Source organism: Streptomyces sp. NPDC057900, from assembly GCF_042887885.1.
In the GTDB taxonomy this organism is placed as follows: Bacteria; Actinomycetota; Actinomycetes; order Streptomycetales; family Streptomycetaceae; genus Streptomyces.
The window spans coordinates 134,644-153,632 of the sequence record NZ_JBHVOI010000014.1 but is presented as its reverse complement, the minus strand read 5'-3'; the positions used below and the strand labels follow the sequence as shown (position 1 = coordinate 153,632).

Below are 18,989 nucleotides of genomic sequence, written 5' to 3'. Positions count from 1 at the left end.
ATGTCTCCGAAGGGGAAGACGTGAACAAGGCACAGCTCGTAGAAGCGATTGCCGACAAGGTCGGCGGCCGACAGCAGGCCGCGGACGCCGTCGACGCGGTGCTCGACGCGATCGTTCGTGCGGTTGTCGCAGGTGACCGTGTTTCGGTCACCGGCTTCGGCTCGTTCGAGAAGGTCGACCGCCCGGCCCGCTACGCCCGCAACCCGCAGACGGGTGAGCGGGTGCGGGTCAAGAAGACGTCCGTGCCCCGTTTCCGTGCGGGACAGGGCTTCAAGGACCTGGTGAGCGGCTCGAAGAAGCTCCCCAAGAACGATGTGGCCGTGAAGAAGGCGCCCAAGGGCAGCCTCTCGGGCGGTTCTTCCACCCGTACGACGGCCAAGGCGGCCGCCAAGAAGGCCACCGCGAAGAAGGCCGTGGCGAAGAAGGCCACCGCGAAGAAGGCCGTGGCACCGGCGAAGAAGGCCACCGCCACCGCGAAGAAGGCGACCGCGAAGAAGACGTCCGCGGCGGCGAAGAAGACCACGGCGGCCGCGAAGAAGGCGACCCCCGCGGCGGCGAAGAAGACGACGACCGCCAAGAAGGCCGTCGCCAGCAAGACCGCGCCCGCCAAGAAGACCACGGCGAAGAAGGCGCCCGCGAAGAAGACCACCGCGCGCAAGACCACGGCCAAGAAGGCCACCGCACGGAAGAAGTGAGACCCAGCAGCACAGGGCTCATCACACGCGCCGGGCCGGGCTCCCCTCGGGGAGCCCGGCCCGCGGGCTGTTCGGGGTGCGGCGACGGGCTCAGAAGGTCTGCAGCGTCACCAGGGTGATCCGCAGCCCGGCCCCCTCGCCCCGCCCCTCGATCCGTACCCGCTGGCCCGGCCGCAGCAGCCGCAGGCCGCCGGCGTCGAAGGCCTGGGCGTCGAAATCCACCGGGGTGCCGTCGTCGAGCAGCACGCTGCCGGTGCGGGTCTCGGGGTCGTACGTGTACGAGGTCGCCTGCATGAACGGCAGCCTATCGGTCCATCGAGGGGACCCCGGCGGCCCAGCGCGCCGCCGTGCGGGGGCCCACCCCCAGGGCGAGCGCCGCCCGCAGATCGCCGCCGGTGTCCACGTCCTGGCGGACCGAATCGATGCCGGAGAGCGTGATTTCCACGGCCCCGGACGCGAGGTGCCGATCCCGGGACCGGCCGCCGAAATCGGGGCGCAATTCCACTCCTGGCCCAGCGGACAGAAATGTTGTTCCGATTCCCGCCGCATCGGTCACAAATGCGCGCGGAAAAGCGTCCGAAAATTCGAGTACCCGAGCCAATTCCGGGGGGCGCAGTGCCGGCAGATCCGCGTTGAGTACGGCGACCGCCGCACCGGGCCGGGCCGCGCGCACCGCGCGCTCACCGTGCGCGAGGGCCGCGTTGAGCCCGGCGGCGGGGGAGTCGGGCACGATGCGGGCGCCGAGGGCCGCCAGCGCGGCGCCCGCCGTCACGTCGTCCGTGACGACCACCACATCCGCGACGGCCCGGCAGGCGAGCGCCGCGTGCACGGTGTCCTGGGCGAAGGCCAGGGCGAGCCGGGGCCGCAACAGGGCGCCGGACGCGGGTACCAGCCTGCTCTTGGCCCGCGCCAGCGGCTTCAACGGGACGACCAGGGACCAGCGGCCGGTCGGGTCGGTGTTCGTGGCGGTCTCCCCCTCGATGCGCATCACCGCCTATTCTCGCCTGCCGGTGCGACAACCTGGAGGGTCGGTCCCGAAGGTGAGGCGTACGGTGTTCTCGACAGAGCAGGGGCCTGGGGCGAGACTTGACCGTCGGTAGTCAGTCAGTAGAGCTCCACAGTCAGGTCCGTAGAGAAGGGTGTCCGGGTGTCCCGCCGCAGAATCGGCTTCTGGTACCGCTTTGCAGCGGTCATCGCAAAACCGCCGCTGGTGGTTCTGTTCAAGCGCGACTGGCGAGGGATGGAACATATTCCGGCCGATGGCGGCTTTATAACTGCGGTCAATCACAACTCGTATCTGGACCCGCTTTCGTACGGGCACTTCCAGTACAACACCGGCCGGGTGCCGAGGCTCCTCGCGAAGGCGGGGCTCTTCAAGACCCCCTTCGTCGGGATGATGCTGCGGGGCACCGGCCAGATCCCCGTGTACCGCGAGACCACCAACGCGCTGGACGCCTTCCGGGCCGCCGTCGACGCCATCGAGCGCGGTGAGTGCGTCGCCTTCTACCCGGAGGGCACCCTCACCCGCGACCCCGAGATGTGGCCGATGGGCGGCAAGACCGGCGCCGCCCGCGTCGCGTTGATGACCCGGGCCCCGGTCATCCCCGTCGCGCAGTGGGGCGCCAACCTGGCGATGCCGCCCTACGCCACGGACAAGAAGCTGCGGCTCTTCCCCCGCAAGACCCTCCAGGTCCAGGCCGGTCCGCCGGTCGACCTCTCCCGCTTCTACGACAAGGAGCCGACGCCCGAAGTCCTGCGCGAGGCGACCGAGGTCATCATGCTCGCGATCACCGAGCAGCTGGCGGACGTACGCGGCCTGCCGGCCCCCGCGGAGCTCTACGACCACCGAAAGGCCCGCGCGGAACAGCGGCGCAAGTCCGAACGAGAGGGACCCAAGTGACGCACCCCGTAAAAGCAGCCGTCTTCGGAACCGGCTCATGGGGTACGGCCTTCGGCATGATCCTGGCCGACGCGGGCTGCGAGGTCACCCTCTGGGGGCGTCGCGCCGAGGTCGCCGAGGCCATCAACACGACCCGTACCAACCCGGACTACCTGCCGGGCATCGAACTCCCCGCATCGGTCCGGGCCACCACGGACGCGGCACAGGCGCTGCGCGGCGCCGACTTCGCGGTCCTCGTCGTGCCCTCCCAGACGCTGCGCGCCAACCTCGCGGCCTGGGCCCCGCACCTGGAGCCCCGTACGGTCCTGGTCTCCATGATGAAGGGCGTCGAACTCGGCACCGCGAAGCTGATGAGCGAGGTCATCGAGGACGTCACCGGGGTCGGCGCCGACCGTATCGCCGTCATCACCGGGCCCAACCTCGCCAAGGAGATCGCCGAGCGCCGCCCCGCCGCGGCCGTCGTCGCCTGCCAGGACGAATCGGTGGCCCGCCGCCTCCAGGCCGCCTGCCACACCCCGTACTTCCGGCCCTACACCAACACCGACGTGGTCGGCTGCGAGCTGGGCGGCGCCGTCAAGAACGTCATCGGGCTGGCCGTCGGCATCGCGGACGGCATGGGGCTGGGGGACAACGCCAAGGGCTCGCTCATCACCCGCGGCCTGGCCGAGACCACCCGGCTCGGCCACGCGATGGGCGCCGACCCGCTGACCTTCTCCGGACTGGCCGGCCTCGGCGACCTGGTGGCGACCTGCTCGTCGCCGCTCTCGCGCAACCACACCTTCGGCACCAACCTCGGCCGGGGCATGACCCTTCAGGAGACCATCGCGGTCACCAAGCAGACCGCGGAGGGCGTCAAGTCCTGCGAATCGGTGCTCGATCTGGCCCGTCGGCACGGTGTGGAGATGCCGCTGACCGAGACGGTCGTCGGCATCGTCCACGAGGGCAAGCCCCCGATGGTCGCCCTCAAGGAGCTGATGTCGCGCAGCGCCAAGGCCGAGCGGCACTGAGCCCGGCGCCCCTCCCCGGGGCCGGGTTTCACCCGCCGGGCGGCACCGGCGACGCTGACGCGACCCGTACCAGCAGGTACGCTCATCGCGATATGAGCAGCGAGAACCTCCCCCAGAGCACGGAGCAGCAGCTCCGCAAGCCGCGTGTGGCCGTCGTGTTCGGCGGCCGCAGCTCCGAACACGGCATTTCGGTGGTCACGGCCGGTGCCGTCCTGAACGCCATCGACCGGACGAAGTACGACGTCCTGCCGATCGGCATCACGACGGACGGCCGCTGGGCGCTCACCGCCGACGAACCCGAACGCATGGCCATCACGGACCGGAAGATGCCGGACGTGGCCCGGCTCGCCGAGTCCGACAAGGGCGGCGTGGTGCTCTCCGTCGATCCCGGCAGCCGCGAAGTGGTCTACAGCGAGCCCGGCGCGGTCCCCAGGGCGCTCGGCGAGGTCGACGTCGTCTTTCCCGTGCTGCACGGCCCCTACGGTGAGGACGGCACGCTCCAGGGCCTCCTGGAGCTCTCCGGGGTGCCGTACGTCGGCGCCGGAGTCCTCGCCTCCGCGGTCGGCCAGGACAAGGAGTACATGAAGCGCGTCTTCACCTCCTTCGGACTGCCCGTCGGCCCGTACGTCGTCGTACGCCCCCGCGAGTGGGACCAGGACCCGGAGGCCGCCCGCAAGCGCATCGTGGCGTTCGCCGGTGACCACGGCTGGCCGCTCTTCGTGAAGCCGGCCAGGGCCGGCTCCTCGATCGGCATCACCAAGGTCGAGGACGCCTCCGGTCTCGACGGGGCGATCGAGGAGGCCCGCCGCCACGACCCCAAGTTCCTCGTCGAGTCACTGCTGCGCGGCCGCGAGATCGAGTGCGGGGTGCTGGAGTTCGAGGACGGGCCGCGCGCCAGCGCGCCGGCCGAGATCCCGCCGGTCACCTCGCACGACTTCTACGACTTCGAGGCCAAGTACATCGACGCGGCGTCCGGCATCGTGCCGGCCCCGCTCACGGAGGACCAGACCGCGGAGGTCCAGCGGCTCGCCGTCGAGGCCTTCGAGGCGGCGTCCTGCGAGGGGCTGGTGCGCGCCGACTTCTTCCTCACGGAGGACGGCGGCTTCGTCATCAACGAGATCAACACCCTGCCGGGCTTCACCCCGATCTCCATGTTCCCGCGCATGTGGCAGGAGAGCGGGGTCGATTACCCGCAGCTGGTGGACCGGCTCATCCAGGCGGCGCTGAACCGGCCGACCGGACTGCGCTGAGACCACGACCACACGGCCGAGGGCGTGCGCTCCGCACCGGGGCGCACGCCCTACAGGCTGTCGGGGACGGTCTTCCTGACCGCCTGGGCGAAGGCCGCCAGCGGACTCGCGTCATGCGCGTACCGCGCCGACAACGTCACCTCGACGTACGCCTTGCGGAGCGTGGTCGTGAACCGGGGCCGGCCGTCGTCCAGCTGCTCCAGCATCCAGTTGACGCCGTTCGCGTCGATCGCCTTCGACTGGGAGTCATCCATCTTCGCCGGGCGCGGGACACCGCAGCGCAGTACGATCTCCCCGTCCCCCCACCCGGCGGTCAGGTCGGAGCCGGATCCCGGGTCACCGCGCTCCTGACCGGCGACGGTGGCCGGCAGCTCCTTGTGCAACGCACGGCAGTAGGCTGCGGCTTCCGGCGACGGGGTGGGAACCGTGACCGACGCCGAGGCATCTCCGGAGGAGCAGCCCGCCGCGGCCATGAGGACCAGGGCAGCGGACGGACCGAGGATCACAGGACGGGAAAGCCGGCGGCGGGAAGACGTCACCGGCCCAGCCTAGACGGGGGTTACAGGTGCACGACCGGGCAGGTCAGGGTTCTGGTGATGCCGTCCACCTGCTGGACCTTGGCGACCACCATGCGCCCGAGCTCATCGACCGTGTCGGCCTGGGCACGCACGATCACGTCGTAGGGACCGGTGACGTCCTCTGCCTGGATCACTCCCGGGATTTTGGCGATGGTCTGGGCGACTGTCGACGCCTTGCCCACCTCGGTCTGAATAAGGATGTACGCCTGTACCACGGAACCTCCAGGGCGGCCACGAGGATCATGTGGGGGAAAGGGACGCCACGTTATCGCGTTGCCCCGCGCCGCGGGGAGACCTGCGGGCCGGATGACGCCCACAGCGTGGCGTACAGAGCACACAAGTTGACGTATCTCTTGACAGTACCGACAGCAGTGACGGCCCGCGACCGCAAGTCCAGCGGTGCGGACGGGGGACCCGCGTGCCCGTGACGACCAGGACGGACCGCCCCCCGGGCCGGTCCGCGGTCCGGGCACCCGCAGGCCGCGGAAACAGGCCGGACGACCGTCCGGCGCGACAGATGAGGGGTGAGACTCGGTGAAGGGAACCGTGGGCGAGTTGGGGGAGTTCGGGCTCATCAGAGAGCTGACGTCCCGGCTCACCACCACTCCGGCGGTACGGCTCGGCCCCGGCGACGACGCCGCGGTCGTGACCGCCCCCGACCGCAGGGTCGTGGCCAGTACCGACATCCTGCTGGAGGGACGGCACTTCCGGCGCGACTGGTCGACGGCGTACGACGTCGGCCGCAAGGCCGCCGCGCAGAACCTCGCCGACATCGCCGCCATGGGAGCCGTGCCCACCGCGCTGCTCCTCGGTCTCGTCGTCCCCGCCGAACTCCCGGTGACCTGGGCCGGGGAGCTCATGGACGGCATCCGCGACGAGTGCCAGGTCGCCGGGGCGGCCGTGGTCGGCGGCGATGTGGTGCGTGGCGACACCATCACCGTCGCGATCACCGCGCTCGGTGACCTGCGCAACCACGAACCCGTCACCAGGGCGGGCGCCCAGCCCGGTGACGTCGTCGCCGTCACCGGCTGGCTCGGCTGGTCCGCCGCCGGGTACGCCGTGCTCTCCCGCGGCTTCCGCTCGCCCCGCGCCTTCGTCGAGGCCCACCGGAGGCCGGAACCGCCGTACCACGCGGGCCCCGCGGCCGCCGGACTCGGCGCCACCGCGATGACCGACGTCAGCGACGGACTCGTCGCCGACCTCGGGCACATCGCCGAGGCGAGCAAGGTCCGCATCGACCTGCGCTCGGGCCGGATCGACATCCCGTCGCAGATGTCCGACATCGGGCAGGCCGTCGGCGTGGACCCGCTCCAGTGGGTGCTCACCGGGGGAGAGGACCACGCGATCGTCGCGACGTTCCCGCCCGACGTGAAGCTGCCGGCCCGCTGGAAGGTGATCGGCGAGGTCCTCAACCCCTCGGCGCTGCCCCAGGTGACCGTCGACGGGGCGCCCTGGACCAGCAGAAACGGCTGGGACCACTTCGGGGACATCGAGGACGCCCAGTAGATTGCGGGGCATGCCCATATCTCCCGCCGTACCTCCCCGAGTGCTCACCGTCGCCGGATCCGACTCCGGCGGCGGTGCCGGCATCCAGGCGGACCTGAAGACGATGCTGGCGCTCGGCACGCACGGCATGAGCGTGCTGACCGCCGTCACCGCCCAGAACTCGCTCGGTGTGCAGGGCGCCTGGGAGCTGCCCCCGGAAGCCGTCCGCGCCCAGTACCGCAGCGTGGTGGACGACATCGGGGTGAACGCCGTCAAGACCGGCATGCTCTCCTCCGCCGTCCTCGTCGAGACGGTCGCCGCGCTGATCGCCGGGACGGACGCCCCGGCCGTCGTGGACCCGGTGGGCGTCTCCAAGCACGGCGATCCGCTGCTCGCCGCGGAGGCGCTGGACTCGGTGCGTACGAAGCTGCTCCCCGTCGCGACCGTGGCCACCCCGAACCTCGACGAGGTGGCACAGATCACCGGGATGACGGTCACCGACGAGGCCGGGATGCGACGGGCCGCCGCCGAACTGCTCGGCTTCGGGCCCCGCTGGGTGGTGATCAAGGGCGGGCATCTGCCGGGTGATCCGGTGGACCTGCTGACGGACGGCTCGGAGGAGCACTGGCTGCGCGCCCCCCGCCACGACAACCGCCACACCCACGGCACGGGCTGCACCCTGGCCTCCGCGATCGCCTGCGGACTGGCGCTCGGCCAGGACGTGCCGACGGCGGTACGGGCCGCCAAGTCCTACGTGACCGGCGCGATCGCGGCGGGCTTCGCGCTGGGCGCGGGGATCGGCCCGGTCGACCACGGCTGGCAGCTGCGGAACGCGGGCTGACGGCCTCGGGAGGGTGCCGAGGACACCCTCCCGAGGCCCGCACGGGCACAGCAAAAAGCCGGTCCACCGAGATGGACCGGCTTTTTGGGCAACCGGTAAGGCTGCGCTACGACGGGAACGTCAGCGCGCGACCTTGCCGGCCTTGATGCACGAGGTGCAGACGTTGAGCCGCTTCGGCGTCCGCCCGACCACGGCACGCACGCGCTGGATGTTGGGATTCCAGCGACGGGACGTACGGCGGTGCGAGTGCGAAATGCTGTTGCCGAAGCTCGGCCCCTTGCCGCAAACGTCGCAGTTGGCAGCCACGGGTCACTCCAAAACTTCAGATGCACTTACAGTGAATTCCGGCACGCCGGATTCAATGACTGAAGTGGCGGTACCGGGGGAATGTCCCGACTCTCGTCGGGCAACCGAAGCAGCATACAACGGCTGCGTCGGAGATACGAAACTACCATGGGATCCACTGCCCCCCGCCCCGCCCCTGACCCCGCCGGGGACCACCGGCCGGGGCTACCCTGCGGTGCAGCCCGCCGCCCCAGGCCCCGTTCCGAGGAGGACCATCAGGTGCCGCAGACCGCCGACGACCTGGACGCCGTCGCGGTGCGTACCTGGTGCTCACTGGCGCTGGACGCACTCGGCCGGGAGCGCGAGGCGATCGACGCGATCAATGTGTATCCCGTCGCCGACGGGGACACCGGCACCAACCTCTACCTGACCGCGGAATCCGCGGCGGCGGCCGTCGAGGCGGTGTTCGCCGCCCATGAGACCGGCACCTCCGCACCCTCCACCGCCGACGCGGTACGCGCCATGGCGCACGGGGCGCTGATCGGCGCCCGGGGCAACTCCGGCACGATCCTGGCCCAGTTGCTGCGCGGCATGGCCGGGGTGCTGGCGGAATCGGCGGGCCCGGACCGGCTGGGCCTCGCGCTGACCCGGGCCGCGGCCTCGGCGCGCGAGGCCGTCGCCCACCCCGTCGAGGGCACCGTCCTGACCGTGGCCACCGCCGCCGCCGAAGCCGCGGGGCGCACCGGGGCCGGCGCCGGAGCGGGCGCGGTGGCGCGAGCGGCGTACGAAGGGGCGCGCACCGCACTCGAAGCGACCCCCGGACAGCTCGCCGTGCTCGGCCGGGCCGGGGTCGTGGACGCCGGCGGGCGGGGACTGGTCGCGGTCCTCGGAGCGCTGGTCGAGGCGGTCTCCGGCCGGGCGCCGGAACGGCTGGCCCCCGGGCCCACCGCGCCGGCCGCCCCCGCCCCGCTCGCCGCCGCCGGCGGGGACTGCCCCGCGGCGGACGATCCCGAGGGCGGCCCGGCCTTCGAGGTCATCTACCTGCTGGAGGCCGGGGACGAGGCCGTGGAGCGGCTGCGGGCCCGGCTCGACGCGCTGGGCGACTCGCTCGTCGTGGTGGGCGGCGACGGGCTCTGGAACGTCCACGTGCACGTCGACGACGCCGGTGCGGCCGTGGAGGCCGGGGTCGAGGCCGGACGCCCGTACCGCATCCGGATCACCCACTTCGCCGCGGACCGGCTGCACGCCCGCCCCGAACCCGCCCAGCGCGCCGTCGTCGTGGTCGTCCCCGGCGACGGGCTCGGCGGCCTGTGCGCGCAGGCCGGGGCGACGACGGTGCTGGCCCGCCCCGGGGAGCCGCCCGCCAGCGGCGAACTGGTCGACGCGATCCGCCGCGCCCACGCCCGCGAGGTGGTGCTCCTGCCCAACGACGCGGACCTGCGCCACACCGCCGCGGCCGCGGCCGAGCAGGCCCGCACCGAGGGCATCCGGGTCGCTCTGATCCCCACCAGGGCCGCGGTCCAGGGCATCGCCGCGCTGGCCGTCCACGAGGCAGACCGCAGCTTCGACGAGGACGTGGTCGCGATGACCGCGGCGGCCGGCGCCACCCGGTACGCCGAACTGGCCGTCGCGGAGCGGCAGTCCTGGACCATGGCCGGGATCTGCCAGGCCGGCGACATCCTGGGCCTCATCGACGGCGATGTCGCCGTCATCGGCCAGGACGTCGCGGAGACGGCCCGCGGCGTGCTGGACCGGATGCTGGCGGCCGGCGGCGAACTGGTCACCCTGGTACTGGGCGAGGACGTCCCCGACGCGCTGGCCGCGACGCTGGAGGAACACGTCCGCGAGGGCTACCTCGCGGTGGACACGGTGGTCTACCGGGGCGGCCACCAGTGCGCCCCGCTGCTGATCGGCGTGGAGTAGGGAGCGGGGACTTCCGCCGCTCCGGTGGCGCCCGCCGGACAACTGTCAGTCGCGTGGTGTGCAATGGACCGCGTGTCTGCGTTCGACGAACCCCTCAAGAAGCTCCTCGGTGGCGCCACCGCGAAGGTGATGGCCGAACACCTCGACCTGCACACGGTCGGTGATCTGCTGCACCACTACCCGCGGCGGTACGAGGAGCGCGGCCGGCTCACCGCGCTGACCGAGCTCCCGCTGGACGAGCACGTCACAGTCGTCGCCCAGGTCGCGGACGCCCGCGTGATGACGTTCAACGGCGGCCGGGGCAAGCGCCTCGAAGTGACCCTCACCGACGGCCACGGACGGCTCCAGCTGGTCTTCTTCGGCCACGGCGTCCACAAGCCGCACAAAGAGCTGCTGCCGGGCCGGCGCGCCATGTTCGCCGGCAAGGTCTCCGTCTTCAACCGCAAGATGCAGCTGGCCCACCCCACCTACCAGCTGCTCGACGCCGAACTCACCGACGAGGCCGGGGCGACCGAGGCCGTGGACGCCTTCGCCGGCAAGCTGCTCCCGATCTACCCGGCCTGCAAACAGCTCGACTCCTGGCGGATCGCCAAGGCGGTCGACGCCGTGCTGCCCAGCGCCCAGGAGGCCGTCGACCCGCTGCCGCCCGCCCTGCGCGAGGGCCGCGGCTTCACCGCGCTGCCCGAGGCGCTGCTGAAGATCCACCGCCCGCAGACCAAGGCCGACGTCGCGGCGGCCAGGGACCGGCTCAAGTGGGACGAGGCCTTCGTCCTCCAGGTCGCCCTGGCCCGCCGCCGGTACGCGGACACCCAGCTGCCGGCCGTCGCCCGCAGACCCGTCCCCGGCGGGCTGCTCGACGCCTTCGACGCCACGCTCCCCTTCACCCTCACCGACGGCCAGCTCAAGGTCTCCAAGGAGATCTTCGACGACCTGGCGACCGAGCACCCGATGCACCGGCTGCTCCAGGGCGAGGTCGGCAGCGGAAAGACCATGGTCGCCCTGCGCGCCATGCTCGCGACCGTCGACGCGGGCGGCCAGGCCGCCATGCTCGCGCCCACCGAGGTCCTCGCCCAGCAGCACCACCGCTCCATCACCGAGATGATGGGCGAGCTGGCCGAGGGAGGCATGCTCGGCGGGGCGGACCAGGGCACCAAAGTGGTCCTGCTCACCGGTTCCATGGGCATGCCCGCCCGCCGCCAGGCGCTCCTGGACCTGGTCACCGGCGAGGCCGGCATCGTCATCGGCACCCACGCGCTGATCGAGGACAAGGTGAAGTTCCACGAGCTGGGGCTGGTCGTCGTCGACGAGCAGCACCGCTTCGGGGTCGAGCAGCGCGACGCCCTGCGATCCAAGGCGCACTCCAAGGGGGAGAAGAGGTCGCCGCATCTGCTCGTCATGACCGCCACCCCCATTCCCCGTACCGTCGCCATGACCGTCTTCGGCGACCTGGAGACCTCCGTCCTGGACCAGCTGCCGGCCGGCCGCTCCCCGATCGCCAGCCATGTCGTCCCCGCCAAGGACAAACCGCACTTCCTCAGCCGCGCCTGGGAACGGGTCCGCGAAGAGGTGGAGAACGGGCACCAGGCGTACGTGGTCTGCCCCCGGATCGGTGACGACGAGGACGAGGCGGCCGCGAAGAAGGGGAAGAAGGCGGCCGAGGCGGACGGCGAGAAGCGCCCGCCGCTCGCCGTCCTGGAGATCGCGGAGCAACTCGCCAAGGGGCCGCTGACCGGCCTGCGCGTCGAGGTGCTGCACGGCAGGATGCACCCCGACGAGAAGGACGACGTGATGCGCCGCTTCGCCGCGGGCCAGGTCGACGTCCTGGTGGCGACCACGGTCATCGAGGTCGGGGTCAACGTCCCCAACGCCACCGCGATGGTGATCATGGACGCCGACCGGTTCGGCGTCTCCCAGCTCCACCAGCTGCGCGGCCGGGTCGGCCGGGGCTCCGCCCCCGGACTCTGCCTGCTGGTCAGCGAGGCCCACGAGGCGAGCCCCGCCCGCGCCCGGCTCTCCGCCGTGGCCTCCACCCTCGACGGCTTCGAGCTGTCCCGGATCGACCTGGAGGAGCGCCGCGAGGGCGATGTCCTCGGCCAGGCCCAGTCCGGGGTCCGCTCCTCGCTGCGGGTCCTCAGCGTCATCGACGACGAGGAGGTCATCGCCGCCGCCCGCGCGGAGGCCGTCGAGACCGTCGCCGCCGACCCGGAGCTGGAGCACCTGCCCGAGCTGCGCCTGGTGCTGGACGCGCTGCTCGACAAGGACCGCGAGGAGTACCTGGACAAGGGGTGACGCGCCCCGGCCGCGCCGACGCCATATCGTGGGTGGCACGGCGCCCGCAGCACCCTGCGCGCCGCCCCGACCCGAGGATCAGACACCCATGACCCGCGTGATCGCCGGCTCGGCCGGCGGACGCCGCCTGGCCGTCCCGCCCGGTACCGGCACCCGCCCCACCTCCGACCGCGCGCGCGAGGGCCTGTTCTCCACCTGGCAGGCGCTCCTCGGCACCCTCGACGGAATCCGGATCGCCGATCTGTACGCGGGCTCCGGCGCCGTCGGCCTCGAAGCGCTCTCCCGGGGCGCGGCCCACGCCCTGCTCGTCGAGGCCGACGCCAAGGCCGTCCGTACCGTCCGGGACAACGTCCGCACCCTCGGCCTGCCCGGCGCGGAGGTCCGTACCGGCAAAGCCGAGCAGATCGTGACAGGACCGGCGCCCGCGGACCCGTACGACGTGGTGTTCCTGGACCCGCCCTACGCCGTCACCGACGACGATCTTGGAGAGATACTGCTCACACTCCGTGCGCAGGGGTGGCTCTCGGCCGACGCGCTCGTCACCGTGGAGCGCAGCACCAGAGGCGGAGAATTCAGCTGGCCCAAGGGGTTCGAGCCGTTGCGGGCCCGTCGCTACGGCGAGGGAACGCTTTGGTACGGTCGCGCCGCCGCTACGTGCGAAGACGCACGATGACCGGACCGGAGAGCGAGGGAATCAAGTTGCGCCGCGCCGTCTGCCCGGGGTCGTTCGACCCCATCACCAACGGACATCTCGACATCATCGGCCGCGCCTCGAAGCTGTACGACGTCGTACACGTCGCGGTGATGATCAACCAGTCCAAGAAGGGGCTGTTCACGGTCGACGAGCGGATCGACATGATCCGGCAGGTCACCGAGGATTTCGGCAACGTGCAGGTCGAGGCCTTCCACGGACTGCTGGTCGACTTCTGCAAGCAGCGCGACATCCCGGCGATCGTGAAGGGACTGCGGGCCGTCAGCGACTTCGACTACGAACTCCAGATGGCCCAGATGAACAATGGGCTCTCGGGCGTCGAGACGCTCTTCGTGCCGACCAACCCGACCTACAGTTTCCTGTCGTCCTCGCTGGTCAAGGAGGTGGCGACCTGGGGCGGCGACGTCTCGCACCTGCTGCCCCCACTGGTCCGCGAGGCCCTGACCGAGCGCCTCGCCCAGCGGTGAGGCGCTGACAGCCCGTCACCAGGTGTCGGGCGGGCGCCGACTGGCCGTACAGTCGTCCCGTCCGTCTCCAATCGGCAGTAGAGAGTGGCGAGCACACGGTGGACGTGCAGAAGAAGCTCGACGAGATCGTCGAAGCGGTCGGGAGCGCCCGGTCGATGCCCATGTCGGCGTCCTGCGTGGTCAACCGCGCCGATCTGCTCGCGATGCTCGAAGAGGTGCGTGAGGCCCTGCCGGGCTCCCTCGCGCAGGCCGCCGAGCTGATCGGCGGCCATGAGCAGCTGGTCGAGCAGGCCCGCCAGGAAGCGGGGCGGATCATCGAGACCGCCCACGCCGAGCGCGGCTCGCTGATCTCGGACACCGAGATCGCCCGGCGGTCCCAGGCGGAGGCCGACCGGATCCTCGGTGAGGCCCGCAAGGAGGCCGACGAGATCCGCTCGGAGGCCGACGAGTACGTCGACAGCAAGCTCGCCAACTTCGAGGTCGTTCTCACCAAGACCATCGGCTCCGTCGACCGGGGCCGCGAGAAGCTGCTCGGCCGCGGCCAGGGCTTCGACGAGCAGGGCTACGAGGACCCGGACTTCGCGGAGGCCCCCGAGCGCAGCGCCGACCCGGCCACGCTCCAGCGCCGGGCCGACGAGTACGTGGACACCAAGCTCGGCGCCTTCGAGGCGGTGCTCGCCAAGACCCTGGAGGCGGTGGGCCGGGGCCGGCAGAAGCTGCACGGCCGGGTAGCCACCGACGACCTCGGCGCGCACATGGCCGCCCAGGACGCCGCGGGCGGCGGCGGTCACACCAGTGACGAGGACCACTGGGCGGGCCTCGCCGAGATCGCCACCCCGCAGCCGCCGCAGGTGCCCCAGCAGATGCCCCAGCAGGCCGATCCGCAGTACCCCGCGCAGCAGGAGCCCCAGTACCCCGTCCAGCAGGAGCCGCAGTACGCGCAGACGTACGCGTACCAGGACCAGCCCCAGCAGGACGTGTACGGCTACCAGCAGCAGCCGGACCCCTACGCCGGCTACCAGCAGCAGGGCTACGACCAGAACCAGGGCCAGGTCCCGCCGCCCGCCCAGGGCTACGACGCCTGGCAGCAGCAGCCCGTCCAGGCGCAGCAGCCCGTCCAGCAGCACGGTGAGGGCGCGCTGGACGAGACCAGCCTGTTCGACACCAGCATGATCGACCTGGACCAGCTGCGCCGGTACGAACAGGAGCGCTGACCGGCCGGGAACCGGCGCGGGGCCGCTGTCCCGCGCCGGACCAAGGCCGGATTGGGAGCTGGGCGGCGCGTCAAGTATCCTGGTTCTTCGGTCGCGCGTATGTCCGCGATCCTGGCTGCCCGCTTCGACTCCGGAGTCGGTCGGCCCCTCCCCACCACGCGTGATGCGCATGATTCGAAAGCAGGAAAAGCCCTGAACGGCCACCTCGACCACCGAAACCCTCTCGTGTTCGATACGCACGAGCTGGGTCGGCGTCCTGGTGCCATGAAGCGGCTGACCCGCTCGGTGGACGCCCCCAAGGACTTCGGTATCGACGGAGTCGTCGGTGTGCCGGAAGGCGCACCCGTGGAGCTGGACGTCCGCCTCGAATCGGTCATGGAAGGTGTGCTCGTCACAGGCACCGCCCGTGCATCGGCCGAGGGGGAGTGCGTAAGGTGTCTGGAGCCGCTGAGCCTTGAGGTCGAGGCGGACTTCCAGGAAATGTTCTCGTACCCTGACGCCGATGACCGGAACCGCAGCAAGACGGCGGACCCGGTCGACGACGCCGAGGACGACGAGGACAGGTTCTTCCTTGAGGACGGCTTGTTCGACCTTGAGTCAGTGCTGCGTGATGCGGTAGTGCTCGCACTGCCGATGCAGCCGGTGTGCCGGGAGACCTGTGCCGGTCTGTGCTCCGAATGCGGAGTCAGGCTGGACGAGAACCCCGGTCACCACCACGAAGCCCTCGACATCCGTTGGGCGGCATTGCAAGGACTCGCCGAGACCGTTCAGGACGGCGAGAAGGACAACATGGGCGGCGCCGAACCTGGCGTCGACGAGAAGCAGGAGAAGTAGCCGTGGCTGTTCCGAAGCGGAAGATGTCGCGCAGCAACACGCGCCACCGCCGGTCGCAGTGGAAGGCTGCGGTCCCCACCCTGGTTTCGTGCGAGCGTTGCCAGGAGCCGAAGCTGCAGCACATCGCGTGCCCCAGCTGCGGCACGTACAACAAGCGCCAGGTCCTCGAGGTCTGAGCGGCTGGTGAGAGGCCCGATGTCTGAGTTGTCCCACGCCAAGAAGCAGGCAGACAACGTCAACACAGCCTCGTCCCACACGCTTCTGGAAGGGCGGCTCGGGTATCACCTTGAGTCCGCCCTTCTGGTGCGTGCGCTGACCCACCGTTCGTACGCGTACGAGAACGGCGGTCTGCCCACCAACGAGCGGCTTGAGTTCCTCGGGGACTCCGTGCTCGGCCTGGTGGTCACGGACACGCTGTACCGCACCCACCCCGACCTGCCTGAAGGCCAGCTGGCCAAATTGCGGGCCGCGGTGGTCAACTCGCGGGCGCTTGCGGAAGTGGGCCGCGGCCTCGAACTCGGCTCCTTCATCCGGCTCGGCCGCGGTGAAGAGGGCACGGGTGGCCGGGACAAGGCGTCCATCCTCGCCGACACCCTTGAAGCGGTGCTCGGCGCGGTCTATCTCGATCAGGGCCTCGGCGCGGCCTCCGAGCTGGTTCACCGGCTCTTCGACCCGCTGATCGACAGGTCCTCCAACCTCGGCGCCGGCCTGGACTGGAAGACCAGTCTCCAGGAGCTCACCGCGAGCGAGAGCCTCGGAGTCCCCGAGTACCTCGTCACGGAGACCGGCCCGGACCACGAGAAGACCTTTACTGCTGCTGCTCGCGTCGGTGGTGTCTCGTACGGCACCGGCACCGGCCGTAGCAAGAAGGAAGCGGAGCAACAGGCGGCGGAATCCGCCTGGCGCGAGATCAGTGCCGCCGCGGAGGCGCGGAAGGCAGTGGCCGACAAGGCCGCTGCCGACGGAGGGGCCGCCGACACCCCTGCCGAACCGCCGTCATCCACGGACGTAGCTCCGGCCTGACCCGGAAAACCCCTCGGTGCCCCGCGCACCGGGGGGTTCTCTCTGTCCGGACGCCAGATCCGGATCCCTTCCAGACACAGGAGCGAGACCGTGCCCGAGCTGCCCGAGGTCGAAGTCGTACGGCGCGGTCTCCAGCGCTGGGTGACCGGGCGCACGGTCGGTGAGGTCGAGGTACTGCACCCGCGTGCGGTCCGCCGCCATCTCGCGGGCGGCGTGGACTTCGCCGCCCGGCTCGACGGGGTCCGGTTCGGGCCCGCGATGCGCCGGGGCAAGTACCTCTGGGTGCCGCTGGAGGATACGTCCAGCTCACTCCTCGGCCACCTCGGCATGAGCGGTCAGCTGCTCGTACAGCCGCAGGACGCCGCCGACGAGAAGCACCTGCGGATCAGGATCCGGTTCGACGACGCCCTCGGCACCGAACTCCGCTTCGTCGACCAGCGCACCTTCGGCGGCCTCTCGCTGCACGACAACACCCCCGACGGAGTGCCCGACACCATCGCGCACATCGCCCGCGATCCGCTGGACCCGGAATTCGACGACGCCGCGTTCCACACCGCGCTGCGACTGCGCCGCACCACCGTCAAGCGTGCTCTGCTCGACCAGTCGCTGATCAGCGGGGTCGGCAACATCTACGCGGACGAGGCGCTGTGGCGCGCCAAGCTGCACTACGACCGGCCGACCGCGACCCTGACCCGCCCCAAGTCGGCCGAGCTGCTCGGCCACGTCCGCGATGTGATGAACGCGGCACTGGCACAGGGCGGTACGAGCTTCGACAGCCTCTACGTCAATGTGAACGGCGAGTCCGGCTACTTCGACCGGTCGCTCGACGCCTACGGGCGCGAGGACGAGCCGTGCCACCGCTGCGGTACGCCGATGAGGCGCCGCGCCTGGATGAACCGGTCCAGCTACTTCTGCCCGCGCTGCCAGCGCCCGCCGCGCGACTAGGGCTTCTGGCCCTCGCGCCCTGTGCGGGCCTCGTCGTAGCGGGCGCGGGCGGCCAGGACCTCGTCCATCCGGCCCTCGACGAGGTGGATCAGTCCGAGCAGCCGCTCTGCGACCTGCTGTCCCAGCGGGGTCAGCTCGTAGTCGACCCGGGGCGGGTTGGTGTGCTGCGCCTCGCGGTGTACCAGTCCGTCCCGTTCCAGCGCGTGCAGGGTCTGGGAGAGCATCTTCTCGCTCACCCCGTCGACCCGGCGGCGCAGCGCGTTGAAGCGGAGGCTGCCCTCGTACAGGGCGCCCAGCGTCAGGCTGCCCCAGCGGCCGGTGGCGTGTTCCAGCGTGCCGCGCGAGGGGCACCGCTTGGAGAACACGTCGAAGGCCAGTTCCTCGTCCGGACAGCCGTCCACCCCGGTGCCACCGTTCTCGTCCATGAAAACCAGCGTACGCCCGCACAGCGCTCTCCACGGGTTTGCGCTATCCGTGGGAGGGCGTGTGGGGCGTACGGGGAGGGTGGGGCTCAGAAGCCGAAGTCCTGGGTCCACCAGGGGCCGCCGGAACCGAAGTGGACACCCACGCCCAGCGTCTTGTAGTCGCAGTTGAGAATGTTCGCGCGGTGGCCGTCGCTGTTCATCCAGGCGTCCATCACGGCTTGTGCGTCGGCCTGGCCGCGGGCGATGTTCTCGCCGCCGAGCCCGTCCACGCCGGCCTTGGCGGCACGGTCCCAGGGGGTCTTGCCGTCGGGGTCGGTGTGGTCGAAGAAGCCGCGGGCCGCCATGTCGTCGCTGAAGTTCTGGGCGAGCGAGGCCAGCGAACTGCTCGCGGTGACCGGGCTGCAGCCCACCTTGGCGCGTTCCTGGTTGACCAGGGAGAGCACGGCGGCCTCGGCCGAGGTGTCGGCGGCGGGCGGCGCCGTGGTCCGCGGGGCCGCCGGTGCGGATGTGGCGGGGGCCGGTGCGGCGGCCGTCGGGCTCGCGGTGGCGCTCTTCGTGGCCCGTGCGGCGGGGGCCTTCGAGGCGGCGGCCTTCCGGGACGGCTCGGCGCTCGCCGTCTTTCCCGCGTTTCCGTCCGCGTCCTTCTTCCTGTCCTTCTTCTCGGTCTCCTTCGCCGGTGCGGACGTCCTGGAGGGGGAGGAGGAGGAGGGCTTGCCGTCGGCGGAGGGGCTCGACTTGGCCGGTCCTTCGGCGCGGCCGGTGCCGCGGCTGGCGGTGTCGGACGCGGTGTGACGGTCGGCCGGCGGGGTCGTGGAGCCGCCCTGGGACAGCAGGTCCGGGGCGCCCTGGTAACGCACCTGGTCGGCGGCCGAACCACCGCTCAGGTAGTTGTCACCACCGGGCAGCAGACCGGAGGCCACGGCGACGGCCCCGACGGCCATGGCCGCGGAGACACCGAGCAGTCCCGTGCGCACCGGCAGGCCGGACCGCTTCCTGCGGCGGTCTCCCCGGCCCCGGCCGGCGTCCCATTCCGCGCTTTCCTCAGCGGTGGGAGCTGCGGCGGAGCGTCGATGGCGTCCCATCTGCTGTGCCCTTCTGACGACCTGGACGCCGTTT

At 71.3% G+C, this 18,989-nt stretch carries 22 protein-coding genes; 15 read left to right on the top strand and 7 right to left on the bottom strand.

Annotated features, from left to right (window positions below):
• The first annotated feature begins 20 nt into the window (after nt 1-20).
• Entirely contained in the window at nt 21-695 is a 675-nt protein-coding gene (locus ACFVQ0_RS33015) for an HU family DNA-binding protein (RefSeq protein WP_389212608.1), read from the top strand.
• Between the two features lie 90 nt (nt 696-785).
• On the opposite strand, the gene ACFVQ0_RS33010 is transcribed toward ACFVQ0_RS33015, so the two are convergent.
• Nucleotides 786-989, bottom strand: coding sequence for a hypothetical protein (locus ACFVQ0_RS33010; RefSeq protein WP_024490262.1), 204 nt, complete (start codon nt 987-989; stop codon nt 786-788).
• 10 nt (nt 990-999) lie between these two features.
• Complete coding sequence (cofC, locus tag ACFVQ0_RS33005) at nt 1,000-1,683, bottom strand: 2-phospho-L-lactate guanylyltransferase (protein ID WP_390092865.1); 684 nt, start codon at nt 1,681-1,683, stop codon at nt 1,000-1,002.
• A gap of 159 nt (nt 1,684-1,842) precedes the next feature.
• Between cofC and ACFVQ0_RS33000 the strand changes: the two genes are divergently transcribed.
• The 3 genes from ACFVQ0_RS33000 (at nt 1,843) to ACFVQ0_RS32990 (ending at nt 4,852) form a co-directional block, all read left to right on the top strand.
• A complete protein-coding gene (locus ACFVQ0_RS33000) occupies nt 1,843-2,595 on the top strand; it encodes a lysophospholipid acyltransferase family protein (RefSeq protein WP_390092864.1) in 753 nt (250 codons plus the stop codon).
• Nucleotides 2,592-3,602: an NAD(P)H-dependent glycerol-3-phosphate dehydrogenase gene (locus ACFVQ0_RS32995; RefSeq protein WP_390092863.1), complete on the top strand. Its 1,011-nt coding sequence runs from the start codon at nt 2,592-2,594 to the stop codon at nt 3,600-3,602. Before ACFVQ0_RS33000 ends, ACFVQ0_RS32995 begins: the two co-directional genes overlap by 4 nt.
• A gap of 92 nt (nt 3,603-3,694) precedes the next feature.
• On the top strand, nt 3,695-4,852 hold the full coding sequence (locus tag ACFVQ0_RS32990; protein ID WP_390092862.1) for a D-alanine--D-alanine ligase family protein: 1,158 nt from the start codon (nt 3,695-3,697) through the stop codon (nt 4,850-4,852).
• Nucleotides 4,853-4,902: 50 nt separating this feature from the next.
• Here ACFVQ0_RS32990 and ACFVQ0_RS32985 read toward each other — a convergent pair whose 3' ends face one another.
• Both ACFVQ0_RS32985 and ACFVQ0_RS32980 read right to left on the bottom strand, forming a co-directional pair.
• Nucleotides 4,903-5,391: a DUF3515 domain-containing protein gene (locus ACFVQ0_RS32985; RefSeq protein WP_390092861.1), complete on the bottom strand. Its 489-nt coding sequence runs from the start codon at nt 5,389-5,391 to the stop codon at nt 4,903-4,905.
• Nucleotides 5,392-5,411: 20 nt separating this feature from the next.
• A complete protein-coding gene (locus ACFVQ0_RS32980) occupies nt 5,412-5,645 on the bottom strand; it encodes an Lrp/AsnC family transcriptional regulator (protein WP_123523309.1) in 234 nt (77 codons plus the stop codon).
• Nucleotides 5,646-5,964: 319 nt separating this feature from the next.
• On the opposite strand from ACFVQ0_RS32980, the gene ACFVQ0_RS32975 reads away from it, so the two are divergent.
• Nucleotides 5,965-6,936: a thiamine-phosphate kinase gene (locus tag ACFVQ0_RS32975; RefSeq protein ID WP_390092860.1), complete on the top strand. Its 972-nt coding sequence runs from the start codon at nt 5,965-5,967 to the stop codon at nt 6,934-6,936.
• A gap of 10 nt (nt 6,937-6,946) precedes the next feature.
• A complete protein-coding gene (gene thiD, locus ACFVQ0_RS32970; protein WP_390092859.1) occupies nt 6,947-7,756 on the top strand; it encodes a bifunctional hydroxymethylpyrimidine kinase/phosphomethylpyrimidine kinase in 810 nt (269 codons plus the stop codon).
• Nucleotides 7,757-7,876: 120 nt separating this feature from the next.
• Here thiD and rpmB read toward each other — a convergent pair whose 3' ends face one another.
• Entirely contained in the window at nt 7,877-8,062 is a 186-nt protein-coding gene (gene rpmB / locus ACFVQ0_RS32965) for a 50S ribosomal protein L28 (RefSeq protein WP_003965989.1), read from the bottom strand.
• Between the two features lie 258 nt (nt 8,063-8,320).
• Here rpmB and ACFVQ0_RS32960 point away from each other — a divergent pair, with 258 nt between their 5' ends.
• From ACFVQ0_RS32960 to mutM, 9 genes are all read left to right on the top strand, one after another.
• A complete protein-coding gene (locus ACFVQ0_RS32960; protein ID WP_390092858.1) occupies nt 8,321-9,964 on the top strand; it encodes a DAK2 domain-containing protein in 1,644 nt (547 codons plus the stop codon).
• Nucleotides 9,965-10,027: 63 nt separating this feature from the next.
• Complete coding sequence (gene recG / locus ACFVQ0_RS32955) at nt 10,028-12,253, top strand: ATP-dependent DNA helicase RecG (RefSeq protein ID WP_390092857.1); 2,226 nt, start codon at nt 10,028-10,030, stop codon at nt 12,251-12,253.
• A gap of 88 nt (nt 12,254-12,341) precedes the next feature.
• A complete protein-coding gene (gene rsmD / locus ACFVQ0_RS32950) occupies nt 12,342-12,926 on the top strand; it encodes a 16S rRNA (guanine(966)-N(2))-methyltransferase RsmD (protein WP_390092856.1) in 585 nt (194 codons plus the stop codon).
• Nucleotides 12,927-12,952: 26 nt separating this feature from the next.
• Nucleotides 12,953-13,432 (top strand): pantetheine-phosphate adenylyltransferase, encoded by a 480-nt coding sequence (gene coaD / locus ACFVQ0_RS32945; RefSeq protein ID WP_390092882.1) that lies wholly within the window; start codon nt 12,953-12,955, stop codon nt 13,430-13,432.
• A 98-nt stretch (nt 13,433-13,530) separates the two neighbouring features.
• Nucleotides 13,531-14,646, top strand: a complete 1,116-nt coding sequence (locus ACFVQ0_RS32940; protein ID WP_390092855.1) for a cell division initiation protein — start codon at nt 13,531-13,533, stop codon at nt 14,644-14,646.
• 225 nt (nt 14,647-14,871) lie between these two features.
• Nucleotides 14,872-15,480 (top strand): DUF177 domain-containing protein, encoded by a 609-nt coding sequence (locus ACFVQ0_RS32935; protein WP_024494487.1) that lies wholly within the window; start codon nt 14,872-14,874, stop codon nt 15,478-15,480.
• A gap of 2 nt (nt 15,481-15,482) precedes the next feature.
• Entirely contained in the window at nt 15,483-15,656 is a 174-nt protein-coding gene (gene rpmF / locus ACFVQ0_RS32930) for a 50S ribosomal protein L32 (protein WP_003965982.1), read from the top strand.
• Between the two features lie 19 nt (nt 15,657-15,675).
• Nucleotides 15,676-16,503: a ribonuclease III gene (gene rnc, locus ACFVQ0_RS32925; protein ID WP_073738750.1), complete on the top strand. Its 828-nt coding sequence runs from the start codon at nt 15,676-15,678 to the stop codon at nt 16,501-16,503.
• A 90-nt stretch (nt 16,504-16,593) separates the two neighbouring features.
• Nucleotides 16,594-17,448 carry a bifunctional DNA-formamidopyrimidine glycosylase/DNA-(apurinic or apyrimidinic site) lyase gene (gene mutM / locus ACFVQ0_RS32920; protein WP_390092854.1) on the top strand — a complete coding sequence of 285 codons (855 nt, stop codon included), beginning with the start codon at nt 16,594-16,596 and terminating at the stop codon, nt 17,446-17,448.
• Here the strand turns inward: mutM and ACFVQ0_RS32915 are convergent.
• Together ACFVQ0_RS32915 and ACFVQ0_RS32910 are read right to left on the bottom strand one after the other, a co-directional pair.
• Nucleotides 17,445-17,873, bottom strand: coding sequence for a winged helix-turn-helix transcriptional regulator (locus ACFVQ0_RS32915; RefSeq protein ID WP_390092853.1), 429 nt, complete (start codon nt 17,871-17,873; stop codon nt 17,445-17,447). The two genes, mutM and ACFVQ0_RS32915, sit on opposite strands and share 4 nt — an antisense overlap.
• Before the next feature lie 86 nt (nt 17,874-17,959).
• On the bottom strand, nt 17,960-18,955 hold the full coding sequence (locus ACFVQ0_RS32910) for a CAP domain-containing protein (RefSeq protein ID WP_390092852.1): 996 nt from the start codon (nt 18,953-18,955) through the stop codon (nt 17,960-17,962).
• Between the last annotated feature and the right edge of the window lie 34 nt (nt 18,956-18,989).